This is a genomic window from Rhizobium sp. NLR10b, assembly GCF_019685435.1.
In the GTDB taxonomy this organism is placed as follows: Bacteria; Pseudomonadota; Alphaproteobacteria; order Rhizobiales; family Rhizobiaceae; genus Rhizobium.
In genome coordinates this window covers 402,273-425,270 of sequence record NZ_JABDWV010000001.1, presented here as the reverse complement: position 1 = coordinate 425,270, position 22,998 = coordinate 402,273, and the positions used below count along the sequence as shown (strand labels likewise).

The window sequence follows — 22,998 nt, the reverse complement described above, 5'->3', positions numbered from 1 at the left end:
GATGAAGAGCCTGCTGCGAAACCGCAAGGCGCTGATCGGCCTCGTCATCATCGCTCTCATCATCGCCGTCGCGATCGCGGCACCGCTGCTGACGCACTACGATCCGGCCGCCCGCACCGGCAGGCCGCACCAGCCGCCATCGCTCGACCATCTGCTCGGCACGACTCGCATCGGCCAGGACGTCTTCGCCCGCCTGCTCTACGGCGCCCGCACCTCGCTTGCCGTTGGCTTCGGCGCCGGGCTGCTGATCACGCTCGTTGGCACAGCGCTCGGCATCATCTCCGGTTATCGCGGCGGCAAGACGGACGAAATCATCAGCTTCTTCACCAACATGGTGCTCGTCGTTCCCAATCTGCCGCTGCTACTGGTGCTCGCAGCCTTCATCGGCCAAGCAAGCCCGCTCGTCATCGCCCTCATCCTCGGCGCCACTTCCTGGGCCTGGGGCGCACGCGTCACCCGTGCCGAAACGCTCTCGGTCAAACACAAGGATTTCGTCAAATCGGCCGAGATGATGGGCGAGCCGCAGTGGCGCATCATGACATTCGAGATCTTCCCCAACGTCATATCCATCGTCGGCATCAATTTCATCGGCAGCGTCATCTTCGCTATTATCACCGAAGCGACACTGGAATTCCTGGGGCTCGGCGATCCCAAAGCGATCTCCTGGGGCACGATGCTCTATAATGCGCAGAAGGCCTCCGCACTTTCGGTCGGCGCCTGGTGGGATATCCTCACCCCCTGCTTCGCGCTCGCCTTCCTCGGCATCGGCATGTCGCTCCTCAACTTCGCCGTCGACGAGATCGCCAATCCGCGTCTGCGCACTGGCAATCACCTGAAGCGCTGGTCGCTGCTCGTCCACTCCGGGGAGGGCCGCCTGTGACGCAGCCGCTGCTCTCGGTGAGGAACCTCACCATCGATTATATCGGCGAGGAGAAGGATTTCCGCGCCGTCGACGACGTCAGCTTCGACGTCACGCCGGGCCAAGTTTTCGGCCTCGCCGGCGAATCCGGCTGCGGCAAGAGCACCATCGCCTTCGCCATCAGCCGCCTGCACAGGCCGCCGGCGCTGATCCGCAAGGAGAGCCGCATCCTGCTCGACGGCCGCGACGTGCTCGGCCTCGACCGGCAGGCGCTTGCCGCCTTCCGCTGGCGCGAAGTCGCCATGGTCTTCCAGAGCGCCATGAATTCGCTGAACCCGGTGCTGCGCGTCGAGACGCAATTCTATGACGTGCTGCGCACGCATAAGAACATGAGCCGCGCGCAGGCCCGCGAGCGCACCGCCGAGATGCTGAAACTGGTCGACATCGCGCCGGACCGCATGCGCGACTACCCGCACCAGTTTTCCGGCGGCATGCGCCAGCGCATCGTCATTGCCATCTGCATGGCGCTCGATCCGAAACTGGTCGTCATGGACGAGCCGACGACGGCGCTCGACGTCGTCGTCCAGCGCGAGATCCTGCAGCGCATCAACGAACTGCGCCGCAGCTTCGGCTTCTCGGTGCTTTTCATCACCCATGATCTCGGGTTGATGGTGCAGTTCTGCGATCGCATCGGCATCATGCTCGGCGGCAGGCTCGTCGAGCAGAACGATGCCGGCGCGATCTACAAGACACCGCAGCACGCCTATACGAAAAAGCTCTGGGCTTCCTTCCCCTCGCTTCATGGAGGCGTGCTGCTATGAGCGAAACCATCCTCGTCCTGGACCAAGTGAGCAAAACCTTCGGCCACGGCGCATCCGCCGTCCATGCCGCCCGCTCGATCTCCTTTTCGCTGCATGCTGGCCGGGCACTGGCGCTCGTCGGCGAATCCGGCAGCGGCAAGACCACTTGCGCCCGCATGGCGATGCGCGAATATCAGCCGACAGCAGGACAGATCCTCTATAAGGGCCGCCCGGTCGAAGGCGCCGGGGCGGACGAGATCGCGCGCTACCGCAGATCCGTGCAGATGATTTTCCAGGACCCGTTCGCCTCGCTGAACCCGGCGCATACGATCGCCCACCATCTACAGCGGCCGCTGAAGCTGCACAGGCCGGATATCCGCCGCAGCGAGATCGATGCGACGGTGCGGGAACTCTTGCAGCGCGTCAGGCTCGACCCGGATCTTGTCGCGCCGAAATATCCGCATGAACTCTCCGGCGGTCAACGCCAGCGCGTCAACATTGCACGCGCCCTCGCCGTCAAGCCGGAGGTGATCGTGGCGGACGAGCCGACTTCGATGCTCGACGTCTCGGTGCGCCTGGGCGTGTTGAACCTTCTGAACGAGATGAAGCAGGAGATGAATCTCGGTCTGCTCTACATCACCCATGACATCGCCACTGCCCGTTACGTCGCCGAGGACATCGCGGTGATGTATGCCGGCCAGGTCGTCGAATGGGGCAGCACCGCTCGGGTGATCGACAACCCGCTGCATCCCTATACAAGGCTGCTGCTTTCGGCAGTGCCCGATCCCGATGTCCGCTTCGACGATCCGAAGGCGCGCTTGATGCCCGAGGAGGTGGAACATATCCGCCGTCGTTCGGCCGCACCGCAGGACGAGATCGTCGAAGCGGAGCAGAACCATTTCATGCGGATGATCTGAGGCCGGCTTGCTGGCCTCGCTCTTCGCCCTGTGCTAGGGGACGGTTCCTTTCATGTGAGGCGAAACCGTCATGCTGCCCTGGATTCAGCTCGATTCCGCGACCATTCCCGGCGAAGACGGCGAACTCAGGCTGAAGCAGCGCGGCAGCGAATTCTCGATCATGCTCGGTGCCAACGAGTTGATGAACAGCCGCCTCAGCGGCTCGGAGGAAGCGCTGGCAACGCTGTCCTGGGAACGGATCACGGCGCATCCGAAGCCCCGAATCTTGATCGGCGGGCTCGGCATGGGCTTTACCCTGCGTGCCGCCCTCGCCGTCCTTCCCGAAGATGCCAGCGTCACCGTCGCCGAACTCGTGCCCGCCGTCGTCGCCTGGGCGCGCGGGCCGATGGCCGAGGTCTTCAAGGGCTGTCTCGACGATCCCCGCGTCGGCATCCATCAAGGCGACGTCGGCGAGGCGATCCGTGCCGGCAAGGCAGGCTATGACGCGATCCTGCTCGATGTCGACAACGGCCCGGACGGGCTGACCCGCGAATCCAATGATCGGCTCTACGATTTTAACGGCCTTCGCGCCACCCGCGACGCACTTCGCCCCGGCGGCGTGCTCGCCGTCTGGTCGTCCGGCCCCGATCCCGATTTCACACGGCGTCTCAAGGACAGCGGCTTTTCTGTCGACGTCGTCAACACCCGCGCCAACCGCAAGCGCGGCGCCCGCCACGTCATCTGGCTGGCGGTCAAACCGGTCCGCTGAGACGAGCTCAGCCGCCGGAAGCGATCCTGCGCGCTGCGTTGATCGCACGGCGGGCGCCGGCGCGCAGTTGCACGGTCTCCGCACCGGCAATGACCAGGTCGAAGCCGAACTTCAGCAGTTCGCCAGCCCGCTCGCCATCGCCGGCATAGGCGCAGGCGAATTTGCCGTGGGCGCGGCAGCGAGCAACGGCATGCTGCATGGCGCTGTCGATTTCGGCGGCGTTCGGCGCCACCTGGTCGCCGTTCGACAGCGCAATCGAAAGATCGGCAGGACCGACGAAAATGCCGTCGATGCCGGTGACGCCGAGAATGCCGTCGATCGCGTCGAGAGCGGCGCGGGTTTCGATCATGGCGATGGCGACAGTGAGTTCGTTGGCGCTCTTGAGATACACGTCAGCCGACAGACCGGTATGGTTCAGCGCCAATGACGGCCCCCAGCTGCGCTCGCCGAGTGGCGGATATTTCGTGGACCTGACCAGGGCTCGCGCGTCCTCGGCCGAATTGATCATCGGCGCGATGATACCGGAGGCGCCGGCATCGAGCAGCCGCGAAGCGGAGGCAAAATCGCCGACGGGAATGCGCGCGATGGCCGGCTTGCCGGCAAGACGCGTCTGAGCGACGGCGTTTGCCGCCGACTGCATGTCCCACATGCCATGCTGCATATCCAGCACGACGGCATCGAAAGCTTCCTGCGCCAGGTGGTTGACGAGCATGGCGTCGGGGATGCCGACCCAGGCGGAGATCATGCCGCCCTGGTGCTTCCTGATCCGGTCCGCAAAGCCATCGATTTCAGCTGCGCTCATGCCATTCTCCTCATTCGACAGGCCGTCTCCGGCCGGATTGCCGCCAAGCGGCGGCAGCAGTTTATCCTCTGCGCCGCCGCGAGATGATGACCATCACGACGATGCCCGCCGCCGCCAGAATTGCTCCCCAGAGCATCCAGATCTTTTGGGCGATCATGAAACTGGAGGCCGGATAGGGAAAATAGCCGCTTCCCTGCCCAATCCAGATCAGGCCGAGCAGGACCATAAGCAGTCCGATGACATATCCGATCGTTCGCATGCTTCAGCCACCTTCTTCATGAATTCGATCCCACAATGTCGATCGGCATCGCCGATGACAAGGCTTCTCCCGTGGAGAAATGCAACCGCTACTCAGCATTTCTCTCTACCTCATCCGACAGCCAGGTGCAGAGCTTCTCGCTGAGGACATTTGGAGATCGCGGCGGCACCAGCCAATAACCGCGGTCGGCCGCCTCCAACTGCGGGCCGGCTTGCAGCAGCATGTGCGCCGAAAGAAGCGTATCGACGAGGCCGATCCAGCCGAGCGCCACGCCCTGCTCGCTTAGTGCGGCCTGGATAACGAGCGAATAGGTATTGAAACTGATGTCGCCGCGGCCGGCATTGATGTCACGCTGGACGGAAAGTTCGGCAAAATAACCGCGCCAGTCGAACCAGGGCGATGGCAGCGGCGCGTCGAGATGGATCAGCCTCGCCTTGGCAAGCTGCCTCGGATCGTCGAAAGGACCATTGCGATCGAGAAACCCGCGTGTGCAGACAGGCACGACCCTTTCCGGCAGCAGAAGCGTACCGACGGCGCCGAATTCCGCCCGCGTACCGAAAACCACCGCAACATCCGCCTCGTCGCGAAATCCGGCCGCAAGCCGCTGCGTCGCGACGATCTGCATATCCGTTTCCGGGTGCAGAAGGCGAAAGCCATCCATGCGCGGGATCAGCCAAAGTGCCGAGAAAGCATAATCGGTTCTCAGCCTGACCACCGGTCTTTGCGCCTCGACCCGGAAACTGCGGGCGAGCGCGTCGATGTCGCCGACCGCCTTGGCGGCCACTTCGAGAAGCCGCTCGCCTTCCGCGGTCAGTTCGACGCCACGATGCTGGCGGCGCAGCAGGCTGACGCCGAACTGCTCTTCCAGCCGGCGGATCTGATAGCTCACGGCCGGCTGGCTCAAACCGAGAAGCGCTGCCGCCGCGGAAAAGCTCCCGAGCCGCGCCACCTCGACGAAGAGGCGCATCCATCCGAGCTCAGGCGTCCGTTCTGACATAAAGATCCTTTTGGGCAGATATCGAAAAAAGCCGCCTTTACAGGCGCGATATTAGACGCTTCAATAAAATCTTCAAATAGCAAAAGGCAATTCAAATGGCGCGCCCGAATATCCTCATCCTGATGGTGGATCAGCTGAATGGAACCTTCTTTCCCGATGGCCCCGCCGATTTTCTTCACGCGCCGCATCTGAAATCGCTGGCAGAGCGCTCGATACGCTTCGCCAATACCTATACGGCAAGCCCGCTCTGCGCGCCGGCGCGCGCCTCCTTCATGTCCGGGCAATTGCCGAGCCGGACGCGCGTCTACGACAATGCGGCCGAATTTGCTTCCGACATCCCGACCTATGCCCACCATCTGCGCGCGGCCGGATACCAGACGGCGCTATCAGGCAAGATGCATTTCGTCGGCCCCGACCAGTTGCATGGCTTCGAAGAGCGCCTGACGACGGATATCTATCCGGCCGATTTCGGCTGGACGCCCGACTACACCATGCCCGGCGAACGCATCGACTGGTGGTACCATAATCTCGGCTCGGTCACCGGCGCCGGCGTGGCCGAAATCACGAACCAGATGGAGTATGACGACGAGGTCGCCTATCACGCCACCCGCAAGCTCTTCGATCTCTCGCGCGGCCAGGATGAACGCCCCTGGTGCCTGACCGTCAGCTTTACCCATCCGCACGATCCCTATGTCGCACGCCGCAAATTCTGGGATCTCTATGAGGATTGCCCGGCCCTCGACCCGGCGGTCGCGCCGATCGCATATGGACAGCAGGACCCACATTCGCAGCGCCTGATGAGAGCCTGCGACCACGATGCTTTCGACATCAGTCAGGAGCAGATCAGGCGGGCAAGACGCGGCTATTTCGCCAACATTTCCTATGTCGACGAGAAGATCGGCGAGATTCTCGACGTGCTGGAACGCAGCCGCATGGCCGACAACACGATCATCCTGTTCGTGTCAGACCATGGCGACATGCTCGGCGATCGCGGTCTCTGGTTCAAGATGAACTTCTTCGAAGGTTCGGCTCGCGTTCCGCTGATGATTGCGGCACCGGGCTGGAAGCCGAAGCGCATCGACCAGCCCGTCTCCACCCTCGACGTGACGCCGACACTCGCCGGCCTCGTCGGGATCGATATCGCCTCACTGAGACCGTGGACCGAGGGTTGGGATCTCGCAGCGCTTGCCCAGGGCGGCGGCAGCCGAGGCCCCGTGCCGATGGAATATGCCGCGGAAGGTTCCGAAGCGCCGCTCGTCTGCCTTAGGGACGGGCGATACAAGCTCTCGCTCTGCGAAAAGGACCCGCCGATGCTGTTCGACCTTGAGGCCGACCCCCACGAGCTCGAGAACCTGGCGGAAAATCCGGCGCATGCCGACGCCTTGGCAAGCCTTGTCGAACAGGCCGGCCGGCGCTGGAACCTTTCCGATTTCGACGCAGCCGTGCGCGAAAGCCAGGCGCGCCGCTGGGTGGTCTACGCCGCGCTGCGCAATGGTGCCTATTATCCCTGGGATTATCAGCCGCTGCAGAAAGCCTCGGAGCGCTACATGCGCAACCACATGGACCTGAACGTGCTGGAGGAGAGCCAGAGGTTCCCGCGCCAGGAATAAGCTTATTAAGCCAACCTGCGCGCCGGCGCCTCATGCAGGAAATCCTCGATGAACGCCTTTTGCAGCAGAATGCCGTCCCATTCGTTGGGGAAGAACGGCGAGTCGTAAATCACAGTGAAAGGACCGGCGTAACCGGCCGTCTCGCACATCTCCAGGCACTTGCGGTAATCCTCGGCATCGAGACCCGCAGCGTTATAGTCCGCCTTGGCGTGGCAGATTTCCGCCCGGCGCATGATATCGGCGAGGCCCTGATATTTGGCCGGCGCCGTCCAGTTGCCCAGATCGCCGTTGAGCCCGACCGTGCCGTCCAGCCGGTCAAGCAGCCAGTTCATCTCGACCGGTGACGGCAGCAGGTCGAACCAGTTCTCGACGACGACACGCACGCCGCTGCGTTCCGCCTGCTCTGCCAGCCAATCCAAGATGGCGGGCGGCGCGGGCAAGGTTTTCCGGCGTCGGCTTCTGCTTGCCGGCGATGACGCGCATCCTTTGCGCCCCGAGCGCAGCCGCGATATCGATCCACTCTGCCATCCATCTGACATCGCGTTCGGCCGTTTCGGGATGGCTTGGATCGCCGTCCTCGACCAGTAGCGTCTGGAACAGCACGTTCGACGACGCCACCGCGTCGCTGAGTTCAGTTAGATAGGCGGCATCAAGGCTCGGCAGATGGAAGGAACAGACCTCCAGCCGGTGGATATCGCGCGCCGCGAGCGCCGCCGGCATGTCGATCAGCGCCGCGCCGCCGGGGCCGTAGGGCACTTTCGGCGCCGCACTCTTATCAGGATCGGGGCTATAGGCATAAACAGCGCCAAGCAGCCGATGCAGCGACCAGGTCGAAACCGCGAAGCGTCCGTTCTGCAAAACTTGCACGTGCCTTCCTCCAGAATCTCCTCACCCATCAATGGCAATAAACACCGGGCGGTTCAATTGCCAATTTCAGACGAAATCGCCCCGGACCACCGCTTCGGCCACAAGTGCCGCCCCCAGCAGCGCCTCGTCGCGATTTGCGGTCGCCGAAAGCAGCAGACCGACCGGCATGCCTGCTACGCCCGTGCCGCAGGGGATGGAAACGCCGCACCAGTCGAGGAAATTGCCGAGCGCGGTATTGCGCAGCGTCTTGTTATTCGTGGCGAAGAACAGTTCGTCATCCTTTTCCAGCGGCGCGATCGGCGGTGCGACATGGGCGACCGTGGGAAAAGCGATCAGGCGATTGCCAATGAGGCGGTTCGTATCGGCGATCAGGCGGCTGCGCGCCTGCAGCATCGCGATGTAATCGGGCGCCGTTGTCCTGCTTCCCAAGCGGGTACGCATGACGACGCGATGGTCCATACGGTCTGCATCCGGTCCCGCCAAACGTTCCTGGTGAAGGGCGAAAGCCTCCGCCGTCACCAGTGGACCATATCTCGTCATCAGATCGAAGATTTCGCTGAAGGCGGGAATGACGGTGCGGGAAACAGAGGCACCGGCGCTTTGAAGACGTTCCAAAGCCATCTCGAAAGCAGCGACAACGCCCGGTTCCGCCGCATCGAAAACGATATTTTCGGGCACGAGCAATTCCAGCCCCCGCAACGGACGCTCGATGACATCAGGCGCGGTCAGGCCGCGCATCGCCGCATCGATCCACACGCCATCCCTGATGCTGCGGCAGAGCGGCCCCAGCGAATCGAGGCTCTTTGCCAGCGGATAGACGCCGTCCATCGCATGACGGCCTGATGTCGCCTTGTAGCCGACGATCCCATTGAAGGCGGCGGGAATGCGCACCGACCCGCCGGTATCCGTGCCCATCGCGACCGGCACCAGCCCGGCTGCGACGGCGACACCGGCGCCGGAGGAGGAGCCGCCGGGGATGCGCGGGAGATCCGTGCCGCGCGGATTGACCGGCGTGCCGTAATGCGGATTGATGCCAAGGCCGGAAAAGGCGAACTCGCTCATATTGGTGCGGCCGATGGCAATCATGCCCGCCTGCCTGAGGAGACCGACGACCGCCGCATCGCGAGTGGCGGGCGGATCGGCGGCCAGGACGACGGACCCTGCCGTCGTTGGCAGGCCCTCAATGTCGAAAAGATCCTTCCAGGCGATCGGAACGCCGTCCAGCAAACCGAGCGAGCGCCCTTCCCGCAAACGGATGGAGGAGGCGCGCGCCTCCTCCATCGCCCGGCCTTCGAGCAATGTGGTGAAGACCGCCTTGTCGGCAAAACCCGAGATGGATTCGAATACCGTCTCGGCTACATCGACCGGATCGGCGACACCGCCCTGGATGAGAACGGAAAGCTGGGCGACAGACATCGCACCGAAGGATTTGCTCATGGGACGGTCCTGATGAGAGATGCCGCCTAGGACTAACCCGGATCATTCGAGCGGGCCAGAGCCTCACGATCTTTTGCATTTATTGGTACGAATTTTTGAACACTGAGTTTGAATATCGCCCCTTCAATTGCCACGATTGAAGACACACATGCATGCACGCATGGCGAGCCGGTTCGGCACGAGGGTGAGAGTTTACTCTTCGACCGGCTCGCATGTGTTCCAGGAGTAATTAAAATGACAGATTGTGAAAATTTAAGCCGTCGCCAGGACATGGTGACCCTCCACGTGAAAGAGGACGAAACTGCCGGCCCAGGCGAGCGCGACTATGTGGAACATGTCAGCGCCCAGAAACTTTCCGGTTTCGAGCGCATCGTCGTGGTCGCAGCGCTGGTTGTCTTGAGCTTTGTCGGTTTTGCCGCATATTCTTCCAGCGAGACGGATCCGGTGACGACATCGGCCATTGCCGCCACCCCTGACGATACGCCGCACCATCAGCCTTACGGCCATTGCCGTGACAGTAGCCCTTATGCTGAAAGGGTCTGCTGATAGCAAAGTCGACTACCCCCGGGCGACATTGTTCGCCGGGGAGACGTTCCTTCGCCGGGCATGGAGACCTCTGGCTCAAGGCTGCGTTGACAGCAAAAAGGGGAAAGAACCATGGCCGGCAAGATCGATTACAATCTCGAACGTTTCGTCGATGCCCAAAACGGCATCTACGAGCAGGCGCTTTCCGAGCTGAGGGCCGGACGGAAAACCTCCCATTGGATGTGGTTCATCTTCCCGCAGATAACTGGTCTCGGCACCTCGGCAATGGCGGAAAAATACGCCATACGCTCGGCCGGGGAAGCCGCTGCCTATCTCGCCGATCCCACGCTCTCAAGCCGGCTGCTGCGCTGCGTCGAGGCGATTTTATCGATCGACGGCCGATCGGCTCATGACATCCTCGGCTCGCCTGATGATAGCAAGCTGCGCTCTTCGATGACCTTGTTTGCTGCGATCAGCGATCACGACTCACCCTTCCACCGGGTGATCGATCGTTTTTATCAAGGAAAATTCGACGAGCGGACGATCGAGATCCTCAGCGCCAGGGACTAAGGCCAGTGCTGGCCCCAGTCGCATCAGCGAAAAAATGGCGATCCGCATGCGGCGTTCCATCCTTTGACCTGGCAAGCAGGGTAGGCGACGTTGATTGATTTTCTACTCTGAGAATCACTGGGCACATGATACCTACCCTGGATAGCTGGGGTTTATCACCCATGGCGCAATCCCTGCGAAGGCCGCCTCCGTCGCTTTTTTGTGAGTAATTGCTTAAATTCTTGAGTTGTTAGCTTTTTTTCATGATGATGCCGGTGAACGCATCCGAGTCTTGGGTAAGAATGTCTGGTGGGGATCAAATTTCCAATGTTGCAGATCAGAGCTGGGACGAAATGCATTGCCTTTTTGATAGCGACCGGAGTGATTTTGGCTGGTTGCCAGTCATCCGGCGTTGATGGTCTGGCTGCTTACGGCGACAGTGCCAAAACCCTCCAGGACGACTCGGCGGTCGCCTTCTACAAGAACGACGAGCTGATAACCAACGGCAAACTGCAGTTTCAGGAAAAAAACTACGGAAAATCCTACGCCATCTACAAGCGCGCCGTCGACGTTTTTCCGGAAGACCCGGCCGCCTGGCTAGGCCTGGCAGCCTCCGCCGACATGGTTGCCCGCTTTGACACGTCCGACCGCGCCTACCAGCAACTCTCGCGGATGATCGGCAACACCCCGGTCTACTACAACAATATCGGATATTCTCACCTGTTACGTGGCGACCTGCGGACTGCCAGACGCTATTTCCTGAAAGCCTATGAGCTCGATCCCGGAAACGAAGTCACTGCCCGTAATCTCGAACTGATGAAGAACAGTGTGAAGTATGCTCAGAGGTAATCGATCCTTCAGCGATCGGCAATCTGCGTCGAGATGAGAACGCCCTAGATATGAGCAGCGGCACGGCGCCCCTGGCGGCGTCCACCGATTGCTTTGGGGATTTCGGCGAAGTCGGTATTTACCGTGCCTTCCGAAGGATGAGCTTGCCTTCCGGCGAGAGCGTGCGTTCGTAACGCGGCAGGTTATTGATTGGAATGCCGCCGGCTTCGATGGACGCAAGAGTGCTATCCGGCGTTAGAGTTTCCGCCGACAGGGCGCGGACCGAAGGTGCGAAAAATTGTGCTGGTTCCTTGCCGGGCGCGCTGAGGACCAAGGCTGAACCCATGCGTGCACCGCTTATGTCGTTGCGCATCCCTTCGTTCATCGACAAAATGGACTTTTGCAAGCTATCAATCTCCTGGCGGATCAGTGCGACTTCGTCGGCCTTGGCAGTATCCGCGATGTTGCCCGACTGCTTTTCCATTTGTCCTCTCAGGCCATCAATGGACCTTTTGAGCGCGGCGATGGTTTCGCGGCTCTCGCGAACATCGGCTGAGTTCTTGGCCGTATAAATGAGAACGCCGGCATTCACCGGCAGGAGCATGAGGATCAAACCGACGAGCAGCGGGTTTCTTGAGCCTCTCGGCTCTGGTGTTCGCATGTGGCTTGGTTTTGCGCGGTCGGCTTCGATGTCGATATTCGGGATGCCGGTCATTTGTGTTACTCCCCCGTAAGTCATAAAGTTGGACACATTGTCCGGGAACAGGCGATCAGCACCAGGCCCGCAATCATTCCGACGTAAATACACCTTCCCACGCCCGTTCGAGCATATCGAGCGACGCGATTCCTGTTATGCCGTTGAATTCGCAGTAAGAACCGACGAAATCGATAAGATATTTCGGATGATAACACGACGCTAGCACATCGCCATTGTACTTGCGATCGTAGAACAGGTTCAGGTCTGGATCGCAGACAACCACTCCGGCGCCGCTGGCATAGGATTTGAAAATTCTGATATATTCGTCTCGCGACGGCGTGTTGACATAGATCTTGTATTTGAGGCGCCGCAAGCCCGCCTCGTCGGAGAGGTCCTTCGGTGCGATATTGGTCGAAAACACGACCAACTCGTCAAAGGGAACCTTGAACTTCTTGCCGGTGTGCAGCGTCAGGAAGTCATATCCGCGCTCGAGCGGCACAATCCAGCGATTGATGAGCGCCTGCGGCGCCACTTGCTGACGCCCGAAGTCGTCGATGATGAAGACGCCGCCGGAGGCCTTCAAGTGTATGGGCGCTTCATAGACATTTGGCCCGGCGTTGAAGGTGAGATCGAGCTGATCGAGGGTCAATTCCCCGCCCGTCTTGATCACCGGGCGGCGGCATTCGATCCATCGGCGATCCGCTTTCGGATGAGAATCCGTATCAGCCTCGGATACAGGGTGGTGCACGGCTTCGTCATAGAAACTGATGACATGGCCGCCGACCTCGATGGCATAGGGCACCCAGATCGTTTGGCGAAACAGCTGCGACGTCCGCTCGGCGATGCTGGTCTTTCCGTTGCCGGGCGGTCCGTAAAGCAGAATAGAGCGGCCGGAGTTAATGGCCGGGCCGAGCTTTTCGACCAGGGTGTGCGAGAGCACCAGCCCCTCAAGGCTGTCGGTCAGCCGCTCGGGGGTCACGCGCTCGTCATGGATGGACTGCAAACCGAGTTGCCGGCAGAACGCGTCGAGCGATACCGGCGCCGGTCCGACATATTGGCATTGACGCGACGCCGTGTGGGCATATTCGAACCCCTTCATTGACAGCGCATATCGGACATCGGATTTGACATCCTCACCCGCCAAGCCACGGGCCTCGAGATAGGCGAGTTTTACCAGTTCCTTGATCAGGATGTTGACGATCACTTTCGGCAATTTCATGCGCTCAGCGAGATGAGATGCCGTGGTCGTATCCTGTTCGGCCGCACATTTTGCGGCCAGCCGGAGCAGGAACGACTGATCCAATCCCGCTTGTTCTAGGCTTGCCGGTGCCATTGGCATCCGCGGGTCGAGGGAAATGATCGCATCATTACGATTTTGTTCGAGCGAATACTGCATACGACCTCGCTTGGCTCAACCGCCGGGTTTCATGCTGACGAGAAGCATGACGACACGGATAACAATGGGGACGAGAACGATGATGAGGCTCACCGGAAAAAGGAAGGCGCCGAGCGGCAGCAGCATCTTGACCGGCAGGGCGTTGGCCTTTTCCTCCGCGCGGACAATACGCAGGTCGCGCATTTCCTTGCTGTAGACCCGCAGCGTCTGCGTAACGCTGGTCCCGAGTTCCTCCGATTGGCGGAACAGAACGGAAAGGGCCCGGGCCTCATCGATCCTCAGGCGGGTGGCAAGGTTGGCGAGCGCCTCGCGCAATCGCCGGCCGCCACGCACTTCCAGCATCATGATCGAGAGATGCAGGCCGAAGTCCTGCTTCTTGTCGACGAATTCACGAGCAACCCGGTTTGCCGCCGCCTCGATGCTCATGCCCGCATCGAGGCAGACGATCAGCATATCCATGAAATCGGGAAAGAGTCGGCGGTACTCCCTCTCCTTGGCGGCGCCGCGCCGGTCGATATAGATGTTGACCAGGATGAAGGTTACGCCCGCAGCAAACATCGCAATGATCAGGGCCGCCATCTGCGACATATTGGGTGCGATCCGGTTTACGGCCCAGACCGCCGCAACGAGCACGCTGATACAGACCACCGCGCGAACCACCTGGAAGGTGGTCACGGCGCCGGCAGCGAAATACCCCGCACGAATCAGCCGGTTCTGGGTGGAGTTCACATTCGTGTCGCGTCGCGTAATCTCGAAATAGCGACGGATCAGGCGGTTTTCAGCCTCGCCGAGATCGGCGATCGTCGTATCGCCGAGGTGGAACTCCTCGCGGGCTGCCGCCGAGCTCTTCGACACCCGAACCGCGACCTCGCGCTGTCGAAAAAACAGTTCCGAGGCTGCTGCTGTAAAGATCAGGACTGCAAAGAAGACGATGAGGTAAATTCCATACTCACTCGACATGACCGCCTCAGTACTCGAAGTTGACCATCTTGTAGAGAATGACATTCCCGATCGCCATGACGGTGAGCAGCACGCTCACAATGGCGGTTCCGTAGCCGCTATCCCAGACGGGATCGAAGTAGGTCGGCGACAATGCCTTGATCATCGCGTAGAGCAGAAAGGGATAAACCGACATGAAGATCGCCGTGATACGCCCTTCCGAGGAAATCGCTCTGACCTTCGCCTTCAGCATCGTCCGGTCTCGCAGCGTCTTCGAAAGGTTTTGCAAGATCTCCACGAGATTTCCGCCGGTTCCCGCCTGTACGCTCAACGATATCGCGAGCAGATTCAGATCCTCGACGCCGACCCGGCCCGCCAAGTTGAGAAGGGCATCATCCAGTGTAACGCCGTAGGTGAGTTCATCCGAGAGGAGGCCGAACTCGGTGCCGATCGGATCAGGCATCTCGCGGGCCACCAGAGCGATCGCCGCCGGCAGCGGGTGGCCAGCCGCGAGGCTGCGATTGGCGACATCCAGCGCTTCAGGAAGTTTCAGTTCGAATTTCTTCATGCGGCTGGCCCGGGCGCGCCAGACGACGAGTGCCGGGACGAGGAGGCAGATCAGGAGAAAGACGGGTATTCTGAACAGAGTGCTCGGCACGAGGAACTGGACGACCAGCCATGTCACAAGTGCGCCGGCGATCGCGAAGAGAGCAAAACGCCTGATATCGAACTTGATTCCCGACTGGGCGTAGAACCGCAGCAGTCGCTGCATTATGGGGGTTTGCCGCCAACTGTCGCCGGCACCGCGCTCCTTGAGCATATCGCTATAGGTTTTACGATGATCATCGCTGACCTCGAGCAAGCGCAACCGATGGTTCACCGCGCGGTGGCGTTCGGATGTCTTGAAATAGCCGCGCATGATCGCTTCGACAGCGACTAGGGCCGCGGTGAAAACGGCGGCGTAAAGCAGCGTGAGGGTCGTCATTGAACAGGTCCCGTTTGCAGCGGTTTACCGGGATCGAAAATCGCCACAGGGATCTCGATCCCGAGTTCGGCAAATTCCTCGACGAACCGCGGCCGGATGCCGGTGGCGCGGAATTCTCCATGGATCCGCCCACCTTCATCGGTGTTGATTTTCTTGAATTTCATAATCTCCTGCATCTGCACGACTTCGCCCTCCATGCCGGTGATCTCGGAGATCGAGACAACTTTGCGGCTGCCGTCGCTCAGGCGCTGTACCTGCACGATGACGGTGATGGCGGACGAGATCTGCGAGCGAATACTCAACTGCGACATCGGCATCCCGGCCATGCCGACCATCTGCTCAAGCCGGCCGACGGCGTCGCGGGGCGTGTTGGCGTGAATCGTCGTCATCGACCCCTCGTGACCGGTATTCATCGCCTGCAGCATGTCGAATGCCTCGTCGCCGCGGACTTCGCCGACGATAATGCGGTCGGGGCGCATGCGCAGGGCGTTTTTCAGAAGTTCGCGTTGGCGGATCTCGTTGCGTCCGTCGAGCGTCGGCGGTCGGGTTTCCAAGCGCCCGACATGGGGCTGCTGCAGTTGCAGTTCGGCCGCATCCTCGATGGTGATCAGGCGCTCCTTTGGAGAAATCTGGGACGAGAGAGCGTTGAGCAAGGTGGTCTTGCCGGAACCGGTGCCGCCTGAAATCACCATCGACACCTTGCCCTTGACCGCAGCGCTGAGAAGGATGCGCATCGCATCGGCCATGGCGCCATATTGCACCAGGCGCTCCAATGTCAGCGGCTTGCGGGTGAATTTGCGAATGGAAACGAGCGGTCCATCGACCGAGATCGGCCTGATGGCAACGTTGACACGCGAGCCATCCTTGAGGCGGGCGTCGACCATCGGCGTCGACTCGTCGACGCGGCGACCGACGGCCGAGACGATCTTGTTGATCACCCGAAGCAGATGGTCCTCGTCCTTGAACCGCACGGCGGTGCTCTCGAGCTTGCCGCTCCGCTCGACATAGACGCTGTTGTAGCCGTTGATGAGAATATCCGCGATCGTGTCGTCGGCCAGCAGCGGCTCGATCGGCCCCAGCCCGAGCATCTCGTCGGTGATATCGCGAATCAGATCATTGATTTCCTTGGCATTCAGCGGAAAGTTGTTATTGCGGATGTAATCCTTGACCAGCGGTCGGATCTCGGTGGCGATCTCCTCGTTGTCGAGCGTGTCGAGAATCCCGAGGTTGATGCGATCGAGCAGGTAGCGGTGCAGATTGACCCGCTCGGAAACCAGGTCCGGCCCAAGCGAAGCTTCTTCGCCACTCACCGTGCTGCTGACAGAGACCGGTTGGGCAGGCATGTTCTGCGCTGCGACGAGTGACAGTTCGGCCGCCTCCGGATGTTCGCGGATTTCAGGCTCCTGCTGATGCTTGTAGAAACGCCCCATGATGCCGTTCGCCATGTTTCCCACCCCTGAACTATTTTACAATGACCGTGGAACCGACTTTCACCCTCTCATAGAGATCGATGACGTCGGCATTGCTCATGCGAAAACAGCCCGATGACGCGAAATCGCCGACCGTCGACTGCTCGTTCGTTCCATGAATGCGGTAGAGCGTGTCGGTCCCGCCCTTGAAGAGATAGATCCCGCGAGCGCCCAAGGGATTGAGCGGCCCGGCGGGCACCAGGTCCGGAAGCCCGGCTGCGCGCGCCTTCATCTCGGCAGGCGGGCGCCAGTCGGGCCACTCCGCCTTGCGTCCAACCTTGACAGTCCCGCTCCAGCGAAATCCATCTCGTCCGACGCCGATCTTGTAACGGATCGCCCGTCCATCGGAGATGACGAGATCCAGCGTTCGGTTCGCGCTGACGATGACGATCGTTCCAGCCGCGTAGCCTTTTTCGATCGTCACCACCGTGCTTGTCGTCGGCCCAAGGCTTCGCGGCACTAGCCCGGCTGCCGCCGCATCCCCGGCGACGGCCAGAACGGCCAGAAACACAAGGCCGACGCAGGACCTTATGCACCCACTGTCAATCGCCTTCATCGCACCAATGCTCCAAGTTTACCGACCGCGCCGCAGAAGCGCGCACGGGAATTCACCTGAACCGGCAGCACTCCGCGGTTGACCGCCTCGCTCAAAGTCTCCCAGTCATCCGCAATGACGTGCGTCGGGATGTCCTTGAATATCTTCTCCGTTTGTTGTCGGCGCAGGCCGAGGCCAAAAAACTTGGCGCGGTATTTGTTGATGACGATGAATATCTGATCCGCACTTCCTCGCAGCCGCACCAGGTTTGAAAACAAATCCTTCGCATGAGAAAGCGCGGGGACCGTCATTTCTGTGACGATATAGATGCTGTTGACCGAAGTGAGCACCTCGTATTTCCACGGCGTGTCATAATAGGGGATGTCGACGATCGTGTGGTCGCTCTCAAAGGCGGCCACGTCGAGCATACGCAGCACGAGTTCACCGCCCTTCGGCGCCAGAAGGACTGACGGCTGCTTGAAGGACAGCAGTGAAAAGCCGCCCGGATGCCGCTTTCGGACAAGATCGATGAATTCGAGATCGACCCGGGAAGGATTGGCGATGACCGGTTTCAAGTCGTAGTCGTTGACAAGATTGAGATAATAGCCGAGCGCCCCAGAACAAAAATCCGTGTCGAACAAGTCGATCCTCGGCGTGGAATTCTTGGTCGGCTGGGCCAGCACATGCGCGAGCGACGAAGCGATCATGCTGGCGCCCGCGCCACCGACGGCTGAGACCACGGCATGCACCCGGCTGTCGCTGGCGCCCGTGCCTGGCGCATGGGTCGAAATCATGTCGATCAGGGCGCGGCGCTCGAGCGGCTTCTTCAGCCAGTCATTGCCGTTCAGGCGGAAGAGCAGCCGCAGCATGTCGTCCGGCAAGTCTTCGGAGACGACGACGAGCGGAACGTCCCGATAGCGGGTGCGAAACGCGAAGAGCTCCGGCTGCTGCAGCAATTCCCCGTTGTCGACGTCGAGAACGATCAGTCCGAACTGCGTCGGATCGAGTCGGCCCTTTTCTCCGAGCGCCTTCAGCGAGAGATGGCGGACATCGTAACGCGAAAGCGACCCGAATGTATCGAGCATGAAGCTCGCTGCGGCCGCGTCGTCGGAGAGAACCAGGATCTTGGTGGATGCGGCAATGTTCATGTGCGCTGTCATTTTCGCTTTCCTACGCGTAACAAGAAGTCAGCAGGTTGAGCAGGTCTTCAGGTCTTCCGTCGTGATCGTCACCGGATGGGCCGGGATGGTGACGTCGTTCAGTCCCAGCAACCCGCCGAGGATCGGCAGATCGAAGGTGATGTCGCGCACCTCCAGCCGCATCGTCAGCACCGGCCCGTCCGGGCGGCCCCAATAGCCGAGCCCCGATCGCTGATAGGTGACCATCAGCTTATCCGGCGTGATGCGCCAGTTTAGGTCGCAAATGCCCGGGTGGGGATCGGTTCCCGCGTTGCAAACGCCGTCGCTTCCGAGGACAATCCGGTTCAATGCCGCCGTGCTGCAGTTCGCAAGAGCCGGTCCGCAGGTCGAGGATATCGTGGCATCGTTCGGCGTCGCTTTGCCGTTGTTGAGCGGATCGGCAGCTTCGACCGGGAAAACGGCAGCGAAATTGGTTGTCAGCGGATCTGATACGGCCGCCAGTCGGGCACCATATTGCAGTGCCTTGACCGTCTGATTCCACTGCGACATGGCATAGCCGAACTCGATGAAGGCGGCGAAGACCAGCATGACGATCGGAAAGGTCAGCAATGCTTCGACAAGGCTGGCGCCACTGCTATCCTGCCAGAATGCCTTGATTGCCCTGGAGGTCACCATCCGATGTATCTCTCTTCATGGAAGGAACTGATCGTGATGGCGTCGAGTCCGAGAAAGGCGAATACCGGTGAACTCTGATAGAGATGCGCAGTGGAAATGGTGATGTTGCCGTCCGCATCGGGTGCACTGATTGTGATGTCGGAAGGGTCGTTCCAGCCGGGGACACGGGGCTCAGCATCTGCCGCGGGTGTTTGCGTTCCGTAAAAAGCAATGGTCTTGGCCGTCGCCTGATTGCATGTCGGCACATAGGTTCCCGAGGCCGGTCGGCAGCGCGAAAGGTAACGCCCCGCATCGCGCAAGCCTGCGTCGATCTGCATGCGCTGCCAGAAGATGCTGCCAAACTCCAGTATTCCAGCCGCAAAGAGCGTCACAAAGGGGATTGCGAGCAGCGCTTCGGCGAGCACTGCGCCTTCCTCCCGCCGCCAGAAACCGAGGCAAAGCCGATGCAGAATAAAATTGCGGAACGCGATCATCTGACCAGCTCCGATTCTTCCCGCAGGAATTCGTCCAGCGTACCGCGACCACCCTTGCCGGTGATGTCGATCATCTCCAGGGAAAGGTATCGTTCGCCGGCATCCTTTATCGCCGGCTTGGTCAGGAACATGCGCGCGAAGGCAACGGCGCGCGTGGCCTTGTGACCGTTCAGATGGCCGACCGAAGCCTCATAGCCACAATTGACAATGGCCGAGAAAATCTCGCGGCGGTCGCCATATTCGGCTGCCGTATAGTTCGAAAGGTCCGGGCCGGCATAGCACTGACCACCCGTTGCCGGCGTTCCGGTCTCACCATTCGCCGAGGCATGATTGATGAGAGCCGCGTTTGCAAGCTCGTAGCGATAGACGTCATAAGCGGAGGGCTGTGCTGGCGTTCCGGTCGCCTGCGGGGGATAACTGGAGTAGTTGCTGAGGACCGTGCTCACCGAGGGCGCTGCCGTGCCCTGCGCGACATTCCAATAGGTCGTGTAGTTCCAATTGTTGCCACTGCTGATCTTGCCGCCGGCAAGCGAGGTCATGCCCGCTCCATAGCCGAGCGGCAAGGCCTTGGTCGCATCGCCGACAACGGCTCCGACCATGACTGGATTATAGGTATCGCAGCCCTTCTTGCCCTTGCCGCTGATTGACTGCGCGGAGCGCACGTTCTGGGCAGGCCGGTAACGATAATCTCCGTTCGCCTTGTTGAACGACGAGGAGTAGAAGCCGAAGCGCGTATTGACCCCGTCCTCGACGGGCCCCGCCTTTGCGCCGGTCTCGGTATCGAGGTTGTCCTGTGTGTAGCATGTACCGGGATTGCCGGTGGCAAGAGCCTCCGCCAGCACGGACGCACCATTGCCCAAGGGGGTCCGCAGGAAGCCGAAATTGCCGGGACCGGGATTGGATGCCGCGGTGCTGTGAAGCTCGATCTGTCGTCCATAGAGATTGCCGGCCGCAAAGTTGGTGTGCAGGGCCGTAGCTGCAGTTTCGCTGGCGCTTTCACTCGTGTTCCCCACCGGCTCGAACGGATTGCAGATGTAGATCGGCGTCACGTCGCAGGCACTGGCGTGATATACCGCCACGGCGTCGGCGGCGATGTTGATCGTATCGCGGGTAAAGCCGACCGGGATCGGAAAGATCGTCTGCATCGCTTGCGGCTTCGCGACGACCCAGGCATAGGACGCTTCGCTGGCCACTGTCGTTTCCATCGAAGCCGGGATTGATGTATCGTCGTTCGCCGGGATATCCTTCAGAAAAAGCACGGTAACAGTGCTTCCGGCATCGTTGCCGGCGTCATAGGTCACGCTGATATTCGAACCAAGCGACATGCCGGTTCCGCCGCCGGAAAAGGCCGCGCTGTTGGCGATTTTCTCGATCGCCGTCTGCGCCCTCGTAATGGCATCATCGCGGCCATCGAGTTCGCGGGCCCCGGCCAGCGCCATCGCATCGACGGCGTTCTGGAGATCGGTATGCAGGTTGCTGCTGCGACCGACATCGATGATCAGCAGCGAAAAGCCGAGAAGCATTGGCATGGCGATGAGCGTCAAGGCGATGACATAGCCGCGATGATCGTTCCAGAACCGTCTGACAACCCTGCTGAGCATTGGCGTCCCCCCATCACGGCGCTATCGCCGTGATGACCCCGTTTCGTGCATTTTCCCTCCGGCGCACTGCCGCAGTTCATGCCTTTCGCCAGCCTATTGGCTGGCGGTCGCCCCGTTGGAGGCCCCATTCGCCCCCATGGCCGGCGACGGCTGAACAACGCCCAACCCGCCGTTCTGATATTGAGTGACCACCCTGCGGATCACCTTGCCGTCGCTTGCGATTTGCGTTCGCTGGGCTTCCGGCGGGAACGGGTCCTGAATGTGGATGGCCTTGTTTGCTTCCACGGCATTGCCGAGCCCGAAGGTGATCGTGTCGCGATGGTTCATGTAGTCGGCGCAGCCGGAAGCGAGGCCGGCGGCTGCAAGGACGAAAAGGACGCGCTTAGCGTTTTGTAGCAACGGCTTGGACTCCCTGGTTCAGGTCGAGACGATGGCCATAGGGCCCAGTCACACCTTCGCCATTGCGAAAGCGTCGGAGCATGTCCTTGTCGACTTCCATGACACCGAGCGCAAAAAGCTCGAGGTCGTTGGACGAACGCGTCTGGTCGAGCGGACTGTAGAGATCCTCGCCAGGGCGGGCCGGTCGAACGATGTGCGGCGTGACGACGATGACGAGGTCGGATTCCTTCTTCTGGAAACTCGTCGAACGGAATAGTGCGCCGAGCACTGGTATCTTTCCGAGGCCGGGCAATTGCTGGATGTCTTTGGCATTGATCGACTGCAGCAGGCCGGCCAAGGCAAAGCTCTGGCCGTCGCGAAGCGCGACCGTGGTGCTGGCCGCGCGCGAGATGAAGCCCGGATTGCCGTTGACGTTGATCGACGGATCGAGCTCGGAAACCTCGGGCTCGATCTCCAGATTGATCAGCCCATCATCAAGAACCACCGGCTTGAAGGTCAGCCGCACACCGAAGGGGCGATAGTCCGTCTCGGTGGCGACCGTCGTGCCGTTGTTCGTCGTCTTCAGGATCGGCACCTCACCGCCGGCATGGAAGCTGGCGGTCGAGCCGCTCATGGCGATGAGGTTCGGCTGCGCCAGGCGACGCACCAGTCCCTTCTGCTCGAGGGCGTTGATCACCACATCGATGTGGCCGCCCGAGATTTCCAGCACCTTGGCGATCAACTGGCCGAAGGGCAGCGCCCCCGTTGCCGCACCCTTGGGATCGAGGAGGCTACGGACCAGGTTGCCGTCATCGTCCACGGTGATACCCTGGCTGGTCGTTGCCTTGCCGATTCCGTTGTTGCCGTGCCCGGACCAACCGATCCCGAGGTCACGACCCGTCTGGCGCGAGGCTTCGATGACCCGGACCTCCAGCATCACCTGCTGGCTGTCACTGACGCGCAACTGGTTCAGTACCGGCTGGTCGGAATAGGACTGGGCGATTTCCATCACCCGCTGCAGTTCGATGCCGTCGCGGACGAAGCCTGTCAGGCGAATGCGATCGTTGGAGTTGATGACCCTGACCCGAGCCGAGGGCGCGGCAGAGCGAATGGCGGAGGCGACTTCGCTGAAATCGCTGGCAACGCGGATGTCGATGACGCCGAGAAGCGACTTGTCTTCGCCATAGACCGAGATATTGGTGGCGCCGATCTTTTTGCCGCGAATGAACAGCGAGCGGTCGGAAAGTGGCACCACGTCGATCATATCGGCGCTGCCGATGACGAGATCCCCGAAGGGCTGCCCGGTGTTGAGCGTCAGCGTCTCGTTCGGAGGCAGCGTCACGTGCTGGACCGATTCGCCTAAAGTGACGGACTTTTCCTGTGCGTTGGCGCAGCCGGCAAATCCAGGGGCCAAACACACACAGGCCGAAAACACTGCCGCTAATGCCGCAAGGCTTTTCGTCCCTGCGATTCTTCTCTTGCCGCTCGCCATGCCTGCTTTAGCCCCCTCATT

24 protein-coding genes and 1 pseudogene are annotated in these 22,998 nt (G+C 60.8%); 8 read left to right on the top strand and 17 right to left on the bottom strand.

Annotated features, from left to right (window positions below; translation table 11 throughout):
- Position 1 precedes the first annotated feature (1 nt).
- The 4 genes from HJB91_RS01980 (at position 2) to HJB91_RS01965 (ending at position 3,324) form a co-directional block, all read left to right on the top strand.
- Positions 2-880 carry an ABC transporter permease gene (locus HJB91_RS01980; RefSeq protein WP_210632351.1) on the top strand — a complete coding sequence of 293 codons (879 nt, stop codon included), beginning with the start codon at positions 2-4 and terminating at the stop codon, positions 878-880.
- Positions 877-1,680 (top strand): ABC transporter ATP-binding protein, encoded by an 804-nt coding sequence (locus HJB91_RS01975; RefSeq protein ID WP_210632350.1) that lies wholly within the window; start codon positions 877-879, stop codon positions 1,678-1,680. The genes HJB91_RS01980 and HJB91_RS01975 overlap by 4 nt, the downstream gene beginning before the upstream one ends.
- Positions 1,677-2,576: an ABC transporter ATP-binding protein gene (locus HJB91_RS01970; protein WP_210632349.1), complete on the top strand. Its 900-nt coding sequence runs from the start codon at positions 1,677-1,679 to the stop codon at positions 2,574-2,576. Before HJB91_RS01975 ends, HJB91_RS01970 begins: the two co-directional genes overlap by 4 nt.
- Positions 2,577-2,646: 70 nt before the next feature.
- The gene (locus HJB91_RS01965) at positions 2,647-3,324 is read left to right on the top strand and encodes a spermidine synthase (RefSeq protein ID WP_221145092.1); all 678 of its coding nucleotides are present in this window, start codon (positions 2,647-2,649) and stop codon (positions 3,322-3,324) included.
- Positions 3,325-3,331: 7 nt separating this feature from the next.
- On the opposite strand, the gene HJB91_RS01960 is transcribed toward HJB91_RS01965, so the two are convergent.
- The 3 genes from HJB91_RS01960 to HJB91_RS01950 form a co-directional block, all read right to left on the bottom strand.
- The gene (locus HJB91_RS01960; RefSeq protein WP_221153373.1) at positions 3,332-4,126 is read right to left on the bottom strand and encodes an HpcH/HpaI aldolase/citrate lyase family protein; all 795 of its coding nucleotides are present in this window, start codon (positions 4,124-4,126) and stop codon (positions 3,332-3,334) included.
- Positions 4,127-4,187: 61 nt separating this feature from the next.
- Positions 4,188-4,385 carry a hypothetical protein gene (locus HJB91_RS01955; RefSeq protein WP_210632346.1) on the bottom strand — a complete coding sequence of 66 codons (198 nt, stop codon included), beginning with the start codon at positions 4,383-4,385 and terminating at the stop codon, positions 4,188-4,190.
- A gap of 88 nt (positions 4,386-4,473) precedes the next feature.
- A complete protein-coding gene (locus HJB91_RS01950; RefSeq protein ID WP_221145078.1) occupies positions 4,474-5,382 on the bottom strand; it encodes a choline sulfate utilization transcriptional regulator in 909 nt (302 codons plus the stop codon).
- 95 nt (positions 5,383-5,477) lie between these two features.
- On the opposite strand from HJB91_RS01950, the gene betC reads away from it, so the two are divergent.
- Complete coding sequence (gene betC / locus HJB91_RS01945; RefSeq protein ID WP_221153372.1) at positions 5,478-6,992, top strand: choline-sulfatase; 1,515 nt, start codon at positions 5,478-5,480, stop codon at positions 6,990-6,992.
- Between the two features lie 5 nt (positions 6,993-6,997).
- Here betC and HJB91_RS01940 read toward each other — a convergent pair.
- Both HJB91_RS01940 and HJB91_RS01935 read right to left on the bottom strand, forming a co-directional pair.
- Positions 6,998-7,859: pseudogene (locus HJB91_RS01940) on the bottom strand (sugar phosphate isomerase/epimerase family protein).
- A gap of 66 nt (positions 7,860-7,925) precedes the next feature.
- Positions 7,926-9,296 carry an amidase gene (locus HJB91_RS01935; protein ID WP_221153371.1) on the bottom strand — a complete coding sequence of 457 codons (1,371 nt, stop codon included), beginning with the start codon at positions 9,294-9,296 and terminating at the stop codon, positions 7,926-7,928.
- A gap of 270 nt (positions 9,297-9,566) precedes the next feature.
- Between HJB91_RS01935 and HJB91_RS01930 the strand changes: the two genes are divergently transcribed.
- The 3 genes from HJB91_RS01930 (at position 9,567) to HJB91_RS01920 (ending at position 11,219) form a co-directional block, all read left to right on the top strand.
- Positions 9,567-9,842 (top strand): hypothetical protein, encoded by a 276-nt coding sequence (locus HJB91_RS01930; RefSeq protein ID WP_210632662.1) that lies wholly within the window; start codon positions 9,567-9,569, stop codon positions 9,840-9,842.
- Positions 9,843-9,953: 111 nt separating this feature from the next.
- On the top strand, positions 9,954-10,391 hold the full coding sequence (locus HJB91_RS01925) for a DUF1810 domain-containing protein (RefSeq protein WP_221153370.1): 438 nt from the start codon (positions 9,954-9,956) through the stop codon (positions 10,389-10,391).
- Between the two features lie 306 nt (positions 10,392-10,697).
- A complete protein-coding gene (locus tag HJB91_RS01920) occupies positions 10,698-11,219 on the top strand; it encodes a tetratricopeptide repeat protein (RefSeq protein WP_221153369.1) in 522 nt (173 codons plus the stop codon).
- A 118-nt stretch (positions 11,220-11,337) separates the two neighbouring features.
- Here HJB91_RS01920 and HJB91_RS01915 read toward each other — a convergent pair whose 3' ends face one another.
- The 12 genes from HJB91_RS01915 to HJB91_RS01860 form a co-directional block, all read right to left on the bottom strand.
- The gene (locus HJB91_RS01915; RefSeq protein ID WP_210632340.1) at positions 11,338-11,913 is read right to left on the bottom strand and encodes a hypothetical protein; all 576 of its coding nucleotides are present in this window, start codon (positions 11,911-11,913) and stop codon (positions 11,338-11,340) included.
- A gap of 73 nt (positions 11,914-11,986) precedes the next feature.
- Positions 11,987-13,291, bottom strand: a complete 1,305-nt coding sequence (locus HJB91_RS01910) for an AAA family ATPase (RefSeq protein WP_221145066.1) — start codon at positions 13,289-13,291, stop codon at positions 11,987-11,989.
- A gap of 15 nt (positions 13,292-13,306) precedes the next feature.
- Positions 13,307-14,251 carry a type II secretion system F family protein gene (locus HJB91_RS01905; protein WP_210632338.1) on the bottom strand — a complete coding sequence of 315 codons (945 nt, stop codon included), beginning with the start codon at positions 14,249-14,251 and terminating at the stop codon, positions 13,307-13,309.
- A 7-nt stretch (positions 14,252-14,258) separates the two neighbouring features.
- Positions 14,259-15,215: a type II secretion system F family protein gene (locus tag HJB91_RS01900; protein ID WP_210632337.1), complete on the bottom strand. Its 957-nt coding sequence runs from the start codon at positions 15,213-15,215 to the stop codon at positions 14,259-14,261.
- Positions 15,212-16,660 carry a CpaF family protein gene (locus HJB91_RS01895; protein WP_210632336.1) on the bottom strand — a complete coding sequence of 483 codons (1,449 nt, stop codon included), beginning with the start codon at positions 16,658-16,660 and terminating at the stop codon, positions 15,212-15,214. The genes HJB91_RS01900 and HJB91_RS01895 overlap by 4 nt, the downstream gene beginning before the upstream one ends.
- Before the next feature lie 16 nt (positions 16,661-16,676).
- Entirely contained in the window at positions 16,677-17,240 is a 564-nt protein-coding gene (locus tag HJB91_RS01890) for a L,D-transpeptidase (RefSeq protein ID WP_210632335.1), read from the bottom strand.
- A complete protein-coding gene (locus tag HJB91_RS01885; RefSeq protein WP_221145064.1) occupies positions 17,237-18,379 on the bottom strand; it encodes a pilus assembly protein in 1,143 nt (380 codons plus the stop codon). Before HJB91_RS01885 ends, HJB91_RS01890 begins: the two co-directional genes overlap by 4 nt.
- A gap of 27 nt (positions 18,380-18,406) precedes the next feature.
- Positions 18,407-19,033, bottom strand: a complete 627-nt coding sequence (locus HJB91_RS01880; protein WP_210632333.1) for a TadE/TadG family type IV pilus assembly protein — start codon at positions 19,031-19,033, stop codon at positions 18,407-18,409.
- Positions 19,027-19,506 (bottom strand): TadE/TadG family type IV pilus assembly protein, encoded by a 480-nt coding sequence (locus HJB91_RS01875; RefSeq protein WP_210632332.1) that lies wholly within the window; start codon positions 19,504-19,506, stop codon positions 19,027-19,029. Before HJB91_RS01875 ends, HJB91_RS01880 begins: the two co-directional genes overlap by 7 nt.
- Positions 19,503-21,107: a TadE/TadG family type IV pilus assembly protein gene (locus HJB91_RS01870; RefSeq protein WP_221153368.1), complete on the bottom strand. Its 1,605-nt coding sequence runs from the start codon at positions 21,105-21,107 to the stop codon at positions 19,503-19,505. The genes HJB91_RS01875 and HJB91_RS01870 overlap by 4 nt, the downstream gene beginning before the upstream one ends.
- A 93-nt stretch (positions 21,108-21,200) precedes the next feature.
- The gene (locus HJB91_RS01865) at positions 21,201-21,506 is read right to left on the bottom strand and encodes a hypothetical protein (RefSeq protein ID WP_210632330.1); all 306 of its coding nucleotides are present in this window, start codon (positions 21,504-21,506) and stop codon (positions 21,201-21,203) included.
- Positions 21,490-22,977 carry a type II and III secretion system protein family protein gene (locus HJB91_RS01860; protein ID WP_210632329.1) on the bottom strand — a complete coding sequence of 496 codons (1,488 nt, stop codon included), beginning with the start codon at positions 22,975-22,977 and terminating at the stop codon, positions 21,490-21,492. Before HJB91_RS01860 ends, HJB91_RS01865 begins: the two co-directional genes overlap by 17 nt.
- Positions 22,978-22,998 lie beyond the last annotated feature (21 nt).